The following is a 17,848-nucleotide window of genomic DNA, read 5'->3' as shown; positions in this document are numbered from 1 at the left end:
AATGTTGCATCTCAGCGAGTTAACTAATATTTAACAAGCGCTTAATGTCTTGCGTATTACTTTTATACCCTTAATAAAAGTTATATATGGTTAACAATTATCGTCTTATTATAATGCTATTTATTGCATTACTTTCTTATTCAAGTTGGTCTCAAGTAGGTATTAATACAACTACGCCAAATAACGGATCTCTGTTAGATGTAGATGCAAGAGATAAGGGCATTTTAATACCCAGAATAAATATTTCAGACCTTTCAAACATAGCTCCAATTGCAGGTTTGGCAAATGCTTTAGAAATATCTTCTGCTGAAAGTTTATTAGTATATAATACTAACACAAGTACAGGAAAAGGTTTTCATTATTGGGATGGTACAACTTGGATTCCATTGGGTGATAAAAATTTAGGAAAGGATGATTTAACACAGTCAGAAGAGCCTAGAACCTATGATATGAACGGTGAAGACCTTAATTTTACTAATGGTGCTTTTGGTATAAATACACCAAATCCTAACGGCGCTTTTGAAGCCACAAGTACAGAAAATTATAATGCATATACGTTTACACAAGACAACAGCTTAACTGGAGAAAAAGATGTCTTTACTATAGAAGATCAAGATGTAGGTGGTGGAGGTCAAGACCATAGCTCTGTTTTGAAAGTTTTAAAGAGCGGAAATATTAATACTGGTGATAATGGTTTTAGCTTAATTGAATTAGCAAATACAGGAACAAATCCTGGAAATAATAAATATTGGATCTCTGGTCGTACTACAGATGAAGGCGCTCCACTTTGGGGCGTAGATGTTACAGATAATGATTATTGGTCTGATGGCGGAATTACACTAGGAGTTACAACCAACTCTAATGGTACTTATTCAAATGGGAACTTTAGGGTAGATAGCAATGGTGACACAGGTATAAAAAATACAAACCCTCAGGAGGCATTACATATTTCTGGAGCAAACGAAACAATTAGAATAGAAAGTCTGAATGAAGCTAATAATAACATAAATATTAATTCAATTCCCGAACCAGTTTATGTTGATAACGAAGGAAATTTGATTTTACAACCAACACTAACTCAAGTGTACATGGATCAAAATAATTTAAATTTTCTTGGGAATGGTGTATTTATGGAAACTACTGGTGCGAGGATCACTCAGCTTGTATTTTCAACGACAATTACACTTTTAGAAAGCTCTTTAGTAAATATTACATATTCACTACCAACTATTATTACTCCATTTGGCGAATCTTCAGGTATTATTCAAGACGGTCATCCACGTAATTTTAGAAGTTATATTAGAGTAGGTACAGATGCAAATGATGCATTGGCAAACGATTCAGATAGGTATGGTTATGCATCTGCTATATTTGTAAACGATGAAAATGAAAGCGGAGGAAATATATCAATAAGTAATGGATGGTATTATATTGTAGGTAATGGATTTGTAGAACTGCCAGCAGGTACACATACTATACAATTAATGGGTGAAATTATAGGAGGAGATTTTGGCTTTAGGGCTACTTTTGGTACTTCAGATTATGAAAGATTTCAAGTTATTGTTCATCGCTAAAATTTATTAATACTTCCAAAACCTCCAAAGTCCTCTATTCTTTAAATATGATAAATTTGCTTCATTAGTGAAGGCTTCTCTTTCAAAGCTAATATTTTTATAGGCAATGAGCCTGTTTCCATATTTATACCACTTCAGTAAAAACTCAACAGCATACCATACATAAAAAAAGACAATCAATAACTCAAGCTGTTGTCTTAAATGTATGCGCTCATGATTTAAAAGTATTGGATCATTTTTAAGAGAATTACTCCTTAGTATTATAAATGGCCAAAGGGTAATCCCATTAAATCCTTCGCGTAAAAGAAATCGATTTACAATCACAATCATAAGTTCAAGATAAGAATCTTATTTTTGTGATGAAAGAACACTACAGATGCAATTTAAAAAGCGAATACCTATTGAAGACGGAGATTATTATCTAACTCCAGAAGGCTACAAGTGCTTTACAGAACAATACCATTTAAAAAGAGGTTACTGTTGTGAAAGTGGCTGCCGACATTGCCCATATGGATTCAATAAAACTAAAAAATAGATCATAAATAAAGACACCCTAAATCTTATATCTAAAGACCAACAAACAATATGACTTTTAAAGACGAAATTTTACAAGGGATACCAGAACACTTACCTGCACCTAAACATTATGATGCAACAGTTAACCATGCACCAAAACGAAAAAAAATTCTTACTGCAGAAGAGGAAAAGTTAGCTCTTAAAAATGCCCTTCGTTATTTTGAAGCCAAACATCATAAAACACTGCTTCCTGAGTTTAAACAAGAGTTAGAGAAATATGGTCGTATTTACATGTATAGGTTTCGTCCAGATTATAAGATTTACGCAAGACCGATAGAAGAGTATCCAGGTGAGAGTGAGCAAGCAAAGGGTTTAATGTTAATGATACAAAACAACCTAGACCACGCAGTAGCACAACATCCACACGAATTAATTACTTATGGTGGTAATGGTGCGGTATTTCAAAACTGGGCACAATATAGGTTAGTCATGCAGTATCTGGCAACTATGAATAATGAGCAAACTTTGGTAATGTATTCTGGGCATCCGTTAGGATTGTTTCCCTCTCATAAAGAAGCACCACGTGTTGTAGTTACCAATGGTATGATGATCCCTAATTACTCGCAACCAGATGACTGGGAAAAGTTTAATGCATTAGGCGTTACGCAATATGGTCAAATGACGGCAGGAAGTTATATGTATATTGGTCCTCAAGGTATTGTTCACGGTACAACCATTACAGTACTTAATGGCTTCAGAAAAATAAATAAAGAAACCAAAGGTGGTTTATTTGTTACATCTGGTTTAGGAGGAATGAGTGGTGCGCAACCTAAAGCAGGTAATATTGCAGGATGTATAACAGTTTGTGCAGAAGTTAATCCAAAAGCAACATATACAAGGCATTCGCAAGGTTGGGTAGATGAAGTAATAGATGATTTAAATACATTATCTCAACGTGTTGTAAAAGCAAAGCAAAACAAGGAAACGGTATCTATAGCATATCAAGGAAATATAGTTGAAGTTTGGGAGCATTTTGATAAAGAAAATATTACTATAGATTTAGGAAGCGATCAAACTTCCCTACACAATCCTTGGGCTGGTGGCTACTATCCAGTTGGTTTAACTTACGAAGAAGCTAACAATTTAATGGCTAATAAACCAGAGGCTTTTAAGGAGAAAGTTCAAGAAAGCCTTAAAAGACAAGCTAAAGCAATTAATAAACACACAGAGAAAGGAACATATTTCTTTGATTATGGCAATGCATTTTTACTTGAAGCTTCTAGAGCAGGAGCAGATGTCATGTCAACTGAAGCTAATAAAGAATTTAAATACCCGAGTTACGTTCAAGATATAATGGGGCCAATGTGCTTCGATTATGGTTTTGGACCATTTCGTTGGGTTTGTGCTTCAGGAAAGTCAGAAGATCTTCAAAAAACAGATGCAATTGCAACTAAAGTTTTAGAGCAATTAATGAAAGAGGCTCCAAAAGAAATACAGCAACAAATGCAAGATAATATTACTTGGATAAAAGGTGCTCAGAAGAATAAATTAGTTGTGGGATCTCAAGCCAGAATTTTATATGCAGATGCCAATGGCCGTATGAAAATAGCAGAAGCTTTTAATACTGCAATTAACAATGGCGAAATTGGTCCAGTTATTTTAGGAAGAGATCATCATGATGTTTCTGGGACAGATTCACCGTATCGTGAAACCTCGAATATATATGATGGTAGTCGCTTCACAGCAGATATGGCTATACATAATGTAATTGGAGATAGTTTTAGAGGAGCCACTTGGGTTAGTATCCATAATGGTGGTGGTGTAGGTTGGGGAGAAGTTGTTAATGGTGGCTTTGGTATGCTTCTTGATGGTAGTAAGGAGGCTGCAAATAGGTTACGTTCTATGTTATTTTGGGATGTTAATAATGGGATTGCAAGACGATCTTGGGCTCGTAATGATGAAGCGATTTTTGCTATAAAACGAGCTATGGAAAGTGAACCAAACCTTAAAGTTACATTGCCAAATTTAGTAGACGATCATTTGCTTAATTCGTTATAAATATCACTATTAAAAACATTACCATTATGAACTCATTTAAACTATTAGTTTTAGGAGTCTTTGTATTAGTATTATCATCTTGTAGCAGTGTTCGTGTTGCTGCAGATTATGATAAAGATGCAAACTTCGACTCTTACAACACTTTTGCCTTCTTTAAGCCTGGTATTGATAAGGCTGAAATTAATGATATAGACAAGAAACGTATTTTACGTGCTATTGAAGCTGAGCTTACTGCTAAAGGCTTTGCTAAATCTGAAAATCCTAATATGCTTGTAAGCATATTTACAAAGACTAAGGAAAATGTAAACATTTATAATAATAACTTAGGCTATGGTGGCTGGTATGGTTGGGGATGGCAACCATTTTATTGGGGTACAGGTTACAACACTGTTAGCTCTACCACAGAAGGTACTTTGTATATAGATTTTATAGATGCAGATCGTAAAGAGTTAGTATGGCAAGGTATGGGCTCTGCAGCTTTAGTTACCTCAAATAATATTGAACGTAAAGAAGAGCGTATTAAAGAAATAGTAAAGGAAATTATTGAAAGATATCCTCCAGGTAGTTTTAAAAACTAATCTTAGATTGTAATACCTATACTAAAAGAGTAAAATACTCGGCTTTAACAAGTCGGGTATTTTTTTTGGATTTTATTTATAATATTAGATGTAGAGAAAATAGTTAAGACCAAAATGTAAGTCGTTCTGAATCTAATTTAATAAATATAAAAAGTAAAATTGTGAAACCCCAAAGACCACTACCACCATAGCTAAAAAAAGGAAGAGGTATACCAACTGTAGGAAATATGCCAGTAACCATACCAATATTAACCAAAAAGTGAACAAATAAAATACCGGCTACGCTATAGCCATAAATTCGATTAAATTGTCTTTTCTGCCGTTCTGCTAAGTAAATTATCCGCAGTAAAAGCGCAACAAATAATACAACAACTAAGGTGCTTCCTAAAAATCCCCATTCTTCACCAACAGTACTAAAAATATAATCTGTATGTTGCTCTGGAACAAAGTTTCCTTTTGTTTGTGTGCCTTCTGTCCAACCACGACCAAACCAACTTCCGCTACCTATAGCAATTTCACTTTGGTTGGTATTGTAACCAATACCCTTACTGTCTACTTCTTTTCCTAATACAATATTAAAACGGTCTCTATGACGTTGTTCAAATACGTTATTAAAAATGTAGCTTACAGAATAAGCTAGCCCTACAGAAATAATGAGCAAACCTAAGTAATGAGAAAGTTTTGGCTTTCGTTTTCTATTAAATAAAAAGATTAAAATTAAAAGGGTTGCTGTACAGATAGAAACCATTAATGGTCCTATTAGCAATGTGGTTACAAATAAAGTTATTGCAGAAATACCAACGGCTAAATAAACACCACTTAATCCTTCTCTATATAAAGGGAAGAAAAATGCTGCGTATACCAAAGCACTGCCAGGGTCTGGTTGTGGTATAATAATTAAAGCCGGCAAAGCAATAATTACAAAAGCCTTTAATTGGTGTTTTATGTTCTTTACATTAGTTTCAATATCACTAATATATTTAGCGAGTGCTAATGCTGTTGCAGCTTTGGCAAACTCACTTGGTTGTAAGCTGAAACTACCGAAACTATACCAAGAGGTAGCTCCAGATATGGTTTTACCAAAAACAAATAATCCAATTAAAGAGAGTAGTGCTATTATATAAATAACGCCAGAAAACTTCTCATAAAACTTAGCCTCTATACTTAACATGATTATGATAAGAAATACACTAAGAATTATAAATAAGAGTTGTTTGCCGTATGGTTGCCCTAAGTCCAAATAACCAGTGGCAGCGTCACTTAGGGATGCGGAGTAAATATTTCCCCAACCAAAACCAACAAGTACAAAGAATATGAGTATTGTAATCCAATCAAAATTAGCGATACTTCTAAGCATTACTGATTTATTTTAAAAGGTTCTCCACTAACTGGTTTTGCATACTCATCCTGCAAACTATTTTCTAAAACCCACTTCTCTAAATCGGTTCTTGTAATTTCACCTTTCAAATACTTTTCGATAAGTAAACTTGCTATTCTACCAGCATAGCGTGCGCCCCAATATCCATTTTCAACGAGAATAGCTAAGGCTATTTTAGGGTTTTCTTTAGGTGCAAATGCGATAAATACACTATGATCTGTTAGTTGAGTTTTCTTACCATCAATTTTTGTAAAATTCTCAGCAGTTCCTGTTTTTCCGCAGATTTCAATTCCTGGAACTTTAAGAAAATTAGCAGTTCCGTAGTTATATACATCATGTAAACCTTCAATAACCGGTTCAAAATTCTCTGGTGAAACTGTGGTGTATTTTTTTTCTGTGTAGTTGCTATCTTCAATTGGTTTTCCATTTACCTCTTTAAGTATATGTGGCGTGTAAAACCAACCTCTATTAGCAATGGCAGCCATCATATTGGCTAACTGTATAGGACTCATTAGTACTTCACCTTGCCCAATTGCATTAGATAGTGTTGCTGTAGCATACCATTTGTAGGTAGGATACCTATAGGCACGATTATAAAAATCTGAATCTGGTACTAATCCTTTTTTTCCTATTGGAAGATCTGTTCCTAAGTAATTTCCTAAACCAAAACTTGACAAATGTTTCTTCCATCGATCTATGCCTTCTTGTGGTGTATCATACTTTTCAATAGTTCTTCGATAAACATTCGCAAAATATGCATTGCAAGAATTTGCAATTCCAGGTATCATAGATAGAGGAGATGCATGACTGTGGCAACCCATATGGCCACGTTTACCATAAGAGTACCCCATATGACAGCTAAAACGTTCTTTAGTGTCAACCACATTTTCTTCTAAGCCAATAAGCGCTGTTAAAGCTTTAAAAGGTGAGCCTGGCGGATACTCTCCTTGCAAGCCTCTGTCAAACAATGGTTTAGATATGCTGTCGTAATATAGTTTGGTGTAATTTCTAGATCGTTTTCTTCCCACTAGCATAGAAGGATCGTAGTTTGGAGCAGTAACTAGAGCTAATATCTCACCAGTAGAAGGCTCGATAGCCACAATGCCACCTCTTTTATTGACCATGAGTTGTTCTGCATAGTCTTGTAACTTAGAGTCTATAGTAATAGTTAGGTCTTTACCTTTTACAGGTAACGTGTCATATACGCCTTCTTTGTAAGGCCCAATATCTCTATTAAACCTATCCTTCTGAATATATTTTACACCCTTTTTTCCGCGTAAAATTTCTTCGTATTGTTCCTCTACACCTTGTTTCCCTATTAAATCTCCAGATTGGTAATATGGGTTTTTCTTTATGTCACCATTATTAACCTCTGCAATATATCCTAAAACATTAGCTGCATCATCTATTTTGTAATCTCTAAGTGAACGTTTTTGAATATAGAACCCCGTAAATTTCCTCATTTTTTCCTGAAGAAAAGCATATTCTTTCTTGGTGAGTTGAGGTACGACTACCGAAGATAATCTAGGAGACCAAATTTTAGCTTTTGTAAGGCGTTCTTCAAGTTGATCTTTTGTAATACTTAAAATATTACAAAGCTCTAGTGTGTCAAAAGGTTTTACATTTCTAGGGATAACCATAACATCATAAGATGGCTGGTTGGCTACTAATAGCTTTCCGTCCCGATCAAAGATATAACCGCGTTGTGGGTAATCATAAACAACCTTTAACGCATTGTTTGCCGAAAGTGCCTGAAATGAATCATCGAAAATTTGCAGGTAAAATAATCGTCCTAAAAAAACGAAACCTGTTATGATTATGATGCTAAATAGTAAGAGTTTTCTCAAGTTCTTTTTTTGCTAAAAAGTGTTGTTGTTATAATTATGACGAGTATGCTAAATACTCCTGAAAACAACGTGTTTTTCAATATGCTTAGTATATGGGAAGCATTGAAAATTTCCAAAGAAAATAGTGTTAAATGATGTACAAGTACCATTAGGGTAATGTACGTAAGTCTTGACCCAAATGGTGTTTTGCTGAATTTTAAGGTTTGGTAATCGTAACTTAAACCAAATGAGAACCTTAGGATAAGTGGCCTTACGTATGCCATTAGCAGACATGCGCAGGCATGCATTCCTCCAGAATCTTCAAACATGTCCACAGTTATACCTAATAGGAAACTAAAGAATAACAAGCGAGTTTGATTAATACCTGCAGGTAATAAAATGATGAATAAAATATATAGGTAAGGATTTATATACCCTAAAAAATTAATGTCATTTAATAATAATACCTGTAGTAAGATTAAAACCACAAAACGGACAATATGTATAAATGGATTATTCATTTAATATTGTTGAGTTTTTAAGTGAATCTAATTCTGGTTTCATTAAGTTTTCAATAACATATACAGGACCTATGCCAGTCATGTCGTTAAAAAGTTCAACATTAATTTTATAGTAACTTTTACTTTGGTCTAAGCTAAAATCACTGATTTTTCCTACAGGAATACCTTTTGGAAAAATTGATGAGTTACCTGAAGTTATAATAGTATCACCAACTTTTACAGGTGCTAATCTACCAACATCTATAAGTTGAGCTTTGTAAGGAGACTCGCCATTCCAACTTAATGTTCCAAAATGGTCAGATTTTTTTAAACCTACATTAATTTCAAGGTTGCTATTTAATATTGAAATAATTCTAGAATAATTAGAAGATGTGTTTTCAATAATCCCTAATAAACCATTCGGTGTAATTACGCCCATATCTGGTTTAATGCTATCTTTTTGTCCTTTGTTTATAAGAATATAATTGTCCTTTTTTGAAAAGCTATTGGCAATTACAGTAGCATTATAAAATTTATAAGGTGAGTTATAGGTTGCAGTATCTGTAAAACTTGTGTCTATTGGTATAGATTTAAATCGTTCTAACTGCAATCGTAATTGCTGGTTTTCTTTTACTAATGTTGTATTTACGTCTCTAAGATTAAAGTAAGAATCTATAGATGAGCCAAAACCAAAAACATTGCCGCTTAAAAAGTTGGTAGAGCTTATCCATTTACTTTTATGATAGGAGTGAGACTCAACAGTAAACGCTAATGATATAGCAAACAAGAAAAGAAACAGCAAGGTATTTTTGTTCCGAATAAGGAAGCTGAGTATTTGCTGCATAAGATTTATTTTTATTTAAGAAGTACGCCTTTGTATCTGCTTAAATTTTTTAGTGTTATACCTGTTCCTCTAACTACAGCACGTAATGGGTCTTCTGCAATATACACAGGTAAGTCTGTTTTTTGTGATAAACGTTTATCTAATCCACGTAACATAGAACCACCACCTGCAAGATAAATACCAGTATTGTAAATATCTGCAGCAAGTTCTGGAGGCGTTTGCCCTAAGGTTTCCATCACAGCATCTTCAATTCTAAGAATAGATTTGTCTAATGCTTTAGCTATTTCTCTATGAGAAATTTGTACTTGCTTAGGTTTACCAGTTAATAAATCACGGCCTTGCACGCTCATATCTTCTGGTGGCACCTCTAAATCTTCTGTAGCAGCACCTATTTGTATCTTAATTTTTTCTGCAGTACGTTCTCCAACATATAAGTTATGCTGTGTACGCATATAGTATACAATATCATTTGTAAATACATCTCCTGCAATCTTAACAGATTTGTCACAAACAATACCACCAAGAGCTATAACTGCAATCTCTGTGGTACCACCACCTATATCTACAATCATATTTCCTTTTGGTTGCATAATGTCTACACCAATACCTATAGCAGCTGCCATAGGTTCGTGAATAAGATATACTTCTTTACCCTTAACACGTTCTGCACTTTCCTTAACCGCTCGCATTTCTACCTCTGTTATTCCAGAAGGAATACAAATAACCATTCTTAAATCTGGGCGAAAGAACTTTTTCTTTAATGCAGGTATTTCTTGAATAAACATTTTTATCATCTGTTCACTCGCATCAAAATCTGCAATAACACCATCTTTTAATGGGCGTATGGTTTTAATGTTTTCGTGGGTCTTTCCTTGCATCATTGCAGCTTCACGTCCTACGGCAATTATTTTGCCAGTAGTGCGGTCTCTTGCTACTATTGACGGGCTATCTACAACAACTTTGTCATTGTGAATAATGAGTGTGTTTGCAGTTCCAAGGTCAATTGCAACTTCTTCAGTTAGAAAATCAAAAAGTCCCATTTATGTGTTGTGGTTAAGAAATTTCGTAAATGTATAAAATTTAGTGTTTAAAATGGCGTGTTCCTGTCATTACCATAGCTATTTTATGGTCATTACAGTAATCTATGCTTAATTGATCTTTTATTGAACCGCCAGGTTGTATAACGGCAGAAATTCCTGCTTGGTCTGCAATCTCTACACAATCTGGAAAAGGGAAAAATGCATCACTTGCCATAACCGCACCATCTAGTTCAAAATCAAAGCTTTTTGCCTTTTCAATACTTTGTCTTAACGCATCTACTCTTGAGGTTTGTCCTGTACCGCTTGCACATAATTGCTTGTTCTTAGCTAGTACTATGGTGTTACTCTTTGTGTGTTTGCATATTTTTGAGGCAAACAATAAATCTTCTATTTGTTCTTCGGTTGGCTTTGTGTCTGTAGCATAGCTAAAGTTTTCTTTAGCATCTGTTATATGATCTCTGTCCTGCACTAAAGCACCATTTAAACATGTTCTTACAATGGTTTCAGGTAGTTTAGCTTCTTTTTGAATTAATAAAATTCTGTTTTTCTTACCCTTTAAAACTTTTTCTGCATCTTTTGAAAAGTTTGGTGCTATAACAACTTCACAAAATAGTTTATGAATTTCGTTTGCAGTAGCCACATCAATCTCACTATTACTAATTAAGATACCACCAAATGCAGAAACAGGATCTCCAGCTAGCGCATCTTTGTAAGCATTAAGCACTGTATCTCTTTGTGCAATACCACAAGCATTATTATGTTTTAAAATAGCAAATGTTGGCGCATCTCCATTAAACTCATTCATAAGGTTAACAGCAGCATCAACATCTAATAAGTTATTATAAGATAATTCCTTACCGTGAAGTTTATCAAACATTGCATCAAAATCTCCGAAGAAAAATCCTTTTTGGTGTGGGTTTTCCCCATAACGCAATGCTTTACCTTTTGTTTCGCTAATCTTTAATGCTGGCACATCGTGTTCGCTATTGAAATAATTAAAGATAGCCGAATCATAATGAGACGATACATTAAATGCTTTACCAGCAAAACGCTTACGGTCTGCTAAAGTAGTTTCTCCATTTCCATTAGAGATAACATCTAAAAACTCTGAATAATCTTCCATAGAAGATACACAAATAACATCTTTAAAGTTTTTAGCAGCAGCACGAATAAGTGAAATACCTCCTATGTCAATTTTTTCGATAATATCCTGCTCGCTTGCACCAGATGCAACCGTTTTTTCAAAAGGATATAAATCAACTATAACAATATCTAATTGAGGAATGTCAAACTCTGTCATTTGTGCCACATCACTCTCGTTGTCTTGTCTATTTAAAATACCACCAAATACTTTTGGGTGCAATGTTTTAACTCGACCTCCTAAGATAGATGGATATGAAGTCACATCTTCTACGGCAACACAGTTTATACCTAAACCTTTTATAAATTTCTCTGTACCACCTGTAGAGTATATGGTAACGCCTAGGTCGTTTAATTTTCTAACAATTGGTTCTAAACCTTCTTTATGAAAGACAGATATTAATGCTGATGTTGCTTTTTTTGTGTGGCTCATTGTGGTTTGTTTATTAAAGGTGCAAAAATACCATTTTGATGCAGTAATTTATAACCTAAAAGGGTAATTAATTTCACAAATTTGTAACAAGTTATTAAGACAGGCGTCAAATGTATGTGCTGCGTGTTTTTGTCTACAAGTTGTAAGACTTAATTAAGCCAAATTTTTAATAAAACTTGAGTAACTTACACTTATGTTAATCTATTTTAGAGTCTTAAAAGAAAGCTTCAACTTTGCTATAAATGCATTGCGTAATAATATGTTACGTACATTCTTGTCGTTACTTGGTGTAACAATAGGAATCTTTTCTATCATTGGAGTTCTTGCAGCAGTTGATTCTTTAAAACAAGAAATTACAGGAAGCTTAAGCTCTTTAGACAATAGCACAATGTATGTAATGCGTTTTTCTTTTGGTCCTACAGAAATACCACAATGGAAACGAGAGCAATTTCCAGATGTTACATATGAAGAATACCAATACCTTAAGAGAAATGTATCGGATATTGAAGCTATTACCTATACATTAAACGTTGCCCCAGAAACTTTAAAATATCAAGATAACTCGGTTTCTAGTGTAAATCTAGCACCAGTAACAGATGAGTATTATGATATTGAAGCATTGCAAATTGCAAAAGGGCGCTTTTTTAATGAGCAAGAATCTAATTCTGGCTCACCAGTTATAGTTATTGGAGATGAGATTGCAAACAACCTCTTTGGTAATTTTGATCCTATAGGAAAGCAAATTAGAGTTTATGGCCAAAAGCTTACCGTAGTTGGTGTTCTTAAAAAAGAAGGTTCAGGACTTTTTGGAGATAGTAAGGATACTGCAGCTATGCTACCTGTTAACTTAGTAAGGCGTGTTTTTGGAGATAATAACAAATCTGTTTTTCCTGCAATAATTCTGAAACCTGAACCTGGTGTAGATATTCCAGAATTTACAGCGCTCTTAGGACAGCAAATGAGACGTAAGCGTGGCTTAAAGCCAGATGAGATAGATAACTTCTTTGTAAACCAACTTCAGGGTTTTGCAGATTTTATAGATAATATAACTGGACAGATGAATATTATTGGTCTCATTATCTCTGGCTTTTCACTTTTAGTAGGAGGTTTCGGGATTGCCAATATTATGTTTGTAAGTGTAAAGGAGCGTACCAACCTTATTGGTATTCAAAAATCTCTTGGAGCTAAAAACAGATTTATATTGTATCAATTTTTGTTTGAAGCTGTTATCTTAGCTGTAATAGGAGGCCTAGTAGGACTCTTTTTTGTGTGGATAATTTCTTTAATCGCCTCTAGCTTTACAGGAGATTTTGAGTTTGTACTTTCTCCATTTAACATGTTTATAGGTACAGCAATATCTGCCGTAATTGGCTTAGTTTCTGGTATTGTGCCAGCAGTTTCAGCATCTAAGTTAGATCCTGTTGAAGCTATAAGAACTGGAATGTAAAATGTGATTGAGATTTTAAGCCTCTAAGAGTTCAGCAACTTTTTTATTTACCCATACCAAGAAATCTGTATCTGCATCTGTAAAGGGATCTGCAGTATGGCTATCTATATCTATCTGGCCAATATTTTCACCATTTACAAATAAAGGAATCACTATTTCTGCCTTCACAAATATGCTGCAAGCAATATAGTTGTCTTGAGCCTTAACATCTGGCACTACAAAGTTTTCGTTAGAGACTGCAACTTGACCGCAAATACCTTTGCCAAACGGAATTATTTTATGATCTGTTTCCTCACCAGCATAAGCGCGTAACTTTAATTCTGGTTTATCGCCATTTTTAAAATAAAAGCCTACCCAATCATAGTAGTCTACTTTAGACTCTAACGCTTCACAAATTTGTGTAAGACGATGGTCTACAGATAAATTTTTATTATCAATAATGGTTTCAACTTCTAATTTTAAGTTGTCTAATATATTTGTAGAAACAGATGTACTCATTTGTAATAATTATGTTTTAATTTGCGACACTATGCGCGAACTATTTGGCAAATATAAGTCGGTAATCCGTTTTATCCTTACGTTTTTAGGGAGTTATTTTTTACTTGCTTTAGTATATCAAGGGTATTTAAAATTTGGAGCATCAGACGTGTATTATCCAGATTACATAACCCATTTGGTAGCACAGCAAAGTGAAGCTGTAATTAATGCTTTTGGATATGAGTCTGTTGTGGAGCCACATCCAGATGAAGCTTCAATGAAATTGTATATAAATGGAAATTATTTAGCACGTGTTGTAGAAGGTTGTAATGCCATTAGTGTTATGATTCTTTTTGTTGCTTTTATTATTGCATTTTTTGATACTTGGAAAAGTACACTGCTTTACATTCTAGCAGGTACAGCATTAATTTATGGGCTTAATATTTTTAGAATTGCATTCCTATGTATAGGTATTTTTGAGTATCCTGAACAGTACCATTTACTGCATGGGATATTGTTTCCATTAGTTATTTATGGTATTGTTTTTTTACTGTGGCTAGTTTGGGTAAATAGGTTCTCTAGAAAGAAAGTTAACACATGAAAACACTTATAAAACTAGTTTGTATAGGTTTCTTGTTAGTTTGCTTGGCAGCAATTCGCTTTTTTGAAACTAGTTTGTTTTATGATCCGTTGCTTAACTTCTTTCACAGTGATTATTTAAAAGGTGTAACACCGGAGTTTCATTTTGGTAAACTAGTAGGTTATACAATACTTAGATTTTTATTAAATACTGCAATTTCATTACTTATTCTTTATGTAGCATTTAAAGACAGCAGTGTATTAAAATTTTCTGCACTTTTATATACAATAGTATTTGTTGCTTTAATTTCTGTGTTCTGTATTATGTTATTGCAAGTAGAGCAGATAGATAATTTTATGCCATTGTTCTATGTTCGTAGGTTTTTAATACAGCCTGTTATGGTAATATTATTATTACCTGCATTTTACTATTACAAGCGGCAGCACGATTAGAAAATCTATATCTTTGTAAGAAAAACACGTAACTATGAAACGCAATTCTTACTTAGTATTAGCTTTAGGTTTATTTTTGGTTATGTCTTGTAAAAACAACTCTAAAGACACAGATACTCCAGAAACTGTAACAGTTAATACTACAGCAAAAGAAATACATAAGGCAGCACCAACTACGGTTGAGTTTTCATCAGATGAGGTTGCTATAGCCTATAGCGGCTATAATGCCATTAAGACAGCCTTGGTAAATACTAATTTTTCTGAAGCAAAAAGCAAAGCAGAAACATCTTTAGATACCCTAAGAAAGACAGAGTTAAAATCTGGTTATATTGATGCATTGGCATTATTAGCTGTTGAAGATAATATAGATGGTCAAAGAGAAGCGTTTGAAGCGGTTACTCAAGAAATGACCAATTTAGTTGAAGGGAACATAGCAACTGGTAAATTATATTACCAGTACTGTCCTATGGCATTTAATAACAAAGGTGCTTATTGGTTAAGTAATGAGGAAGCTATTCGTAATCCTTACTTTGGAGATAAAATGCTTAAATGTGGATTGGTAGAGCGTGATATTGAATAACTATTCGCGAAGACAGGAAAACATCTCATAGCAAATTAAACATGTTTCTAGTACATAATGTACGGATATAGTGCGTTCTTTTATTAGTCTATATTAAAACTAAGTGGAGCACCGTTATTTCATCGATATTATAGTTAAATTATAGCTAAAGCATATACAAGCAGTCTTGGTTCCCTCGTACATTTATACTGTTTTTAAAACCGTACTATTATGGGAACACAAAAGCAATCTATGAAGCCACAACCTAAAAAGGCACAGCCTAAAAAAGTTGAAACAAAGGCTCCTCAGGTTACTTCTAAGAAGAAGTAATTTTTGAGTATACCTAACCACGTGTTAGGTGCAATTTAAAAGACAGAATATACTGTACAGGTCGCCTTAAAAAAGCGGCCTGTTTTTTTATGTGTTAAAAGTTCATAAACAAGTATTGTAACTAGCGTTTTTTAGATTTTAATGCCACCATTATGGTTTATATTTTATTGCATTTTTTATACAAAATACATTTATAATTAATTGAAATACAATTAGTTGTGGGGTTTTTGTTAAATTTTATGTCAAGATATACAAAGCATTGGTTTTTGATATAAATTCGTACCCTCAAAACAGATAACTAATACCTGTTTTACTACATTTGAAAACTAATTTTAGATTCGGGCTTAAAGGATTCTTGAAGTCAACCTCAAAAGCTGTTCATCGTCTTGAACACCGAAATCTCCAGGCGACTTCCTTGGTTTTCATACCGTCATTTATAATGGCGCTATCATTCTTTTTACCCCATACAATATTTGAATACCGACTCTAAATTCTCCTTAAGTTTTTAGAATAGTTTCACAGTATCTTATTACACTATTACATTTAAAACCAATAGCTTTGAGATACTTGTGTTTAGAAAACACATTTATATTGTTATTTAATCCTTTGGCAATCAGTTAGTATTGCTATAATATTCTGTAAAAGGAAATTTCACATGAAAACAAAATATATAGATCTTATAGATCAAAGCTTTTACTTTCCACAAGAAGAGTTCAAGCTAAATAAAAATAATTTAGAGTTTCACGGTATAGACCTAATGAAACTAATTTCAGAATACGGTGCGCCTTTAAAGTTTACCTATTTGCCAAAAATTTCAGACAACATAAATCGAGCTAAGGAATGGTTTAGAGTTGCTATGAAAGAGCACAATTATAAAGGGAAATATCATTATTGTTATTGCACTAAAAGCAGTCACTTTCAATACGTTTTACATGAAGCTTTAAAAAATGATATACATATTGAAACCTCTTCGGCTTTTGATATAGACATTGTAGAAAGTTTAAAAGAACAAGGCAAGATTAAGAATGACACGTTTGTAATATGTAATGGTTTTAAAAGAGACCAGTATTTAGAAAATATTGCGCGTCTTATTAACAATGGTCACGAAAACTGTATACCAGTTATAGATAACTATGAAGAGCTAAATCTTTTAGGAGATGTTATTACTAAAAAATACAATATTGGTATTCGAATAGCTTCAGAAGAAGAACCAAAATTCGAATTTTATACATCTAGATTAGGTATAGGGTACAAGAATATTGTTCCATTTTACAATAATCAAATAAAAGATAACCCTCAAGTTAACCTTAAAATGTTACACTTCTTTATTAATACTGGTATTAGAGATACTGCGTATTACTGGAATGAGTTGGTAAAATGTTTAAAGGTATATGTAAGCTTAAAAAAAATCTGTCCAACATTAGACAGTTTGAACATTGGTGGTGGTTTTCCTATAAAAAACTCATTAGCATTTGAGTATGACTACCAATATATGATAAGTGAAATTATTAACCAGATTAAGCAGGTTTGTGATGAAGCAGATGTGCCGGTTCCTAATATCTTCACAGAATTTGGAAGCTTTACAGTAGGCGAAAGTGGTGGTGCTATATATGAGGTGCTTTACCAGAAACAACAAAACGACCGCGAAAAATGGAATATGATTAACTCATCGTTCATTACAACAATGCCAGATACTTGGGCTATAAACAAGCGTTTTGTAATGTTAGCAGTAAATAGGTGGAATGAAGAATATGAGCGCGTACTTCTTGGAGGTCTTACTTGTGATAGTGATGATTACTATAACAGTGAGCAACACATGAATGCAATTTACTTGCCTAAATATAAAAAAGACAAACCGCTATATATAGGATTCTTTAATACTGGCGCTTACCAAGAAACCATAGGTGGCTTTGGAGGATTGCATCACTGCTTAATACCGCAACCTAAACATTTATTAATAGATAAGGATGAAGAGGGAAACATAACAACAAGTGTTTTCTCAGAGCAACAAACCTCAGAGCAAATGTTGTCCTTACTAGGTTACGGCAATGCACAACAAACAGATAACAATAATAAATCAACAACCAATTTTGCTTCAAAAGCATATTTCTTATAA

Annotated in this window: 17 protein-coding genes; 9 read left to right on the top strand and 8 right to left on the bottom strand. The window is 33.7% G+C overall.

The window, feature by feature from the left end; all coding sequences use genetic code 11:
- The first annotated feature begins 86 nt into the window (after nt 1-86).
- Nucleotides 87-1,574: a carboxypeptidase-like regulatory domain-containing protein gene (locus CA2559_RS00605; protein WP_013185891.1), complete on the top strand. Its 1,488-nt coding sequence runs from the start codon at nt 87-89 to the stop codon at nt 1,572-1,574.
- A gap of 6 nt (nt 1,575-1,580) precedes the next feature.
- Here the strand turns inward: CA2559_RS00605 and CA2559_RS00600 are convergent, their stop codons facing one another.
- Nucleotides 1,581-1,904, bottom strand: coding sequence for a hypothetical protein (locus tag CA2559_RS00600; protein WP_013185890.1), 324 nt, complete (start codon nt 1,902-1,904; stop codon nt 1,581-1,583).
- Between the two features lie 46 nt (nt 1,905-1,950).
- Here CA2559_RS00600 and CA2559_RS13790 point away from each other — a divergent pair, with 46 nt between their 5' ends.
- The 3 genes from CA2559_RS13790 to CA2559_RS00590 are packed head-to-tail and all read left to right on the top strand — an operon-like array spanning nt 1,951 to nt 4,726.
- Nucleotides 1,951-2,109 carry a DUF5522 domain-containing protein gene (locus CA2559_RS13790; RefSeq protein ID WP_158305525.1) on the top strand — a complete coding sequence of 53 codons (159 nt, stop codon included), beginning with the start codon at nt 1,951-1,953 and terminating at the stop codon, nt 2,107-2,109.
- Nucleotides 2,110-2,159: 50 nt separating this feature from the next.
- Nucleotides 2,160-4,148, top strand: coding sequence for a urocanate hydratase (locus tag CA2559_RS00595; protein ID WP_013185889.1), 1,989 nt, complete (start codon nt 2,160-2,162; stop codon nt 4,146-4,148).
- A gap of 26 nt (nt 4,149-4,174) precedes the next feature.
- Complete coding sequence (locus CA2559_RS00590) at nt 4,175-4,726, top strand: DUF4136 domain-containing protein (protein ID WP_013185888.1); 552 nt, start codon at nt 4,175-4,177, stop codon at nt 4,724-4,726.
- A 103-nt stretch (nt 4,727-4,829) separates the two neighbouring features.
- On the opposite strand, the gene rodA is transcribed toward CA2559_RS00590, so the two are convergent.
- From rodA to purH, 6 genes are read right to left on the bottom strand one after another with little or no spacing between them, the layout of a single operon-like run.
- A complete protein-coding gene (gene rodA, locus CA2559_RS00585; RefSeq protein WP_013185887.1) occupies nt 4,830-6,083 on the bottom strand; it encodes a rod shape-determining protein RodA in 1,254 nt (417 codons plus the stop codon).
- A complete protein-coding gene (gene mrdA, locus CA2559_RS00580) occupies nt 6,083-7,951 on the bottom strand; it encodes a penicillin-binding protein 2 (protein WP_013185886.1) in 1,869 nt (622 codons plus the stop codon). The genes rodA and mrdA overlap by 1 nt, the downstream gene beginning before the upstream one ends.
- A complete protein-coding gene (locus CA2559_RS00575) occupies nt 7,948-8,451 on the bottom strand; it encodes a hypothetical protein (protein ID WP_013185885.1) in 504 nt (167 codons plus the stop codon). Before CA2559_RS00575 ends, mrdA begins: the two co-directional genes overlap by 4 nt.
- Nucleotides 8,444-9,274 (bottom strand): rod shape-determining protein MreC, encoded by an 831-nt coding sequence (gene mreC / locus CA2559_RS00570; protein WP_041240837.1) that lies wholly within the window; start codon nt 9,272-9,274, stop codon nt 8,444-8,446. The genes CA2559_RS00575 and mreC overlap by 8 nt, the downstream gene beginning before the upstream one ends.
- 11 nt (nt 9,275-9,285) lie before the next feature.
- Nucleotides 9,286-10,314: a rod shape-determining protein gene (locus tag CA2559_RS00565; protein ID WP_013185883.1), complete on the bottom strand. Its 1,029-nt coding sequence runs from the start codon at nt 10,312-10,314 to the stop codon at nt 9,286-9,288.
- A gap of 40 nt (nt 10,315-10,354) precedes the next feature.
- The gene (gene purH, locus CA2559_RS00560) at nt 10,355-11,887 is read right to left on the bottom strand and encodes a bifunctional phosphoribosylaminoimidazolecarboxamide formyltransferase/IMP cyclohydrolase (RefSeq protein WP_013185882.1); all 1,533 of its coding nucleotides are present in this window, start codon (nt 11,885-11,887) and stop codon (nt 10,355-10,357) included.
- Between the two features lie 193 nt (nt 11,888-12,080).
- Between purH and CA2559_RS00555 the strand changes: the two genes are divergently transcribed.
- Nucleotides 12,081-13,334, top strand: coding sequence for an ABC transporter permease (locus CA2559_RS00555; protein WP_013185881.1), 1,254 nt, complete (start codon nt 12,081-12,083; stop codon nt 13,332-13,334).
- A 15-nt stretch (nt 13,335-13,349) separates the two neighbouring features.
- On the opposite strand, the gene CA2559_RS00550 is transcribed toward CA2559_RS00555, so the two are convergent.
- Nucleotides 13,350-13,832, bottom strand: coding sequence for a GAF domain-containing protein (locus tag CA2559_RS00550; protein ID WP_013185880.1), 483 nt, complete (start codon nt 13,830-13,832; stop codon nt 13,350-13,352).
- 31 nt (nt 13,833-13,863) lie between these two features.
- Here CA2559_RS00550 and xrtF point away from each other — a divergent pair, with 31 nt between their 5' ends.
- From xrtF to CA2559_RS00530, 4 genes are all read left to right on the top strand, one after another.
- Nucleotides 13,864-14,412 carry an exosortase family protein XrtF gene (gene xrtF, locus CA2559_RS00545; RefSeq protein ID WP_041241052.1) on the top strand — a complete coding sequence of 183 codons (549 nt, stop codon included), beginning with the start codon at nt 13,864-13,866 and terminating at the stop codon, nt 14,410-14,412.
- Nucleotides 14,409-14,843, top strand: coding sequence for an exosortase F system-associated membrane protein (locus CA2559_RS00540; protein WP_013185878.1), 435 nt, complete (start codon nt 14,409-14,411; stop codon nt 14,841-14,843). Before xrtF ends, CA2559_RS00540 begins: the two co-directional genes overlap by 4 nt.
- A gap of 34 nt (nt 14,844-14,877) precedes the next feature.
- The gene (locus CA2559_RS00535) at nt 14,878-15,423 is read left to right on the top strand and encodes a DUF3347 domain-containing protein (RefSeq protein ID WP_013185877.1); all 546 of its coding nucleotides are present in this window, start codon (nt 14,878-14,880) and stop codon (nt 15,421-15,423) included.
- A 964-nt stretch (nt 15,424-16,387) separates the two neighbouring features.
- A complete protein-coding gene (locus CA2559_RS00530; RefSeq protein ID WP_013185875.1) occupies nt 16,388-17,848 on the top strand; it encodes an arginine decarboxylase in 1,461 nt (486 codons plus the stop codon).

It is taken from the genome of Croceibacter atlanticus HTCC2559, assembly GCF_000196315.1.
Taxonomy (GTDB): Bacteria; Bacteroidota; Bacteroidia; order Flavobacteriales; family Flavobacteriaceae; genus Croceibacter; species Croceibacter atlanticus.
This window is presented reverse-complemented; position numbering and strand designations above follow the sequence as displayed.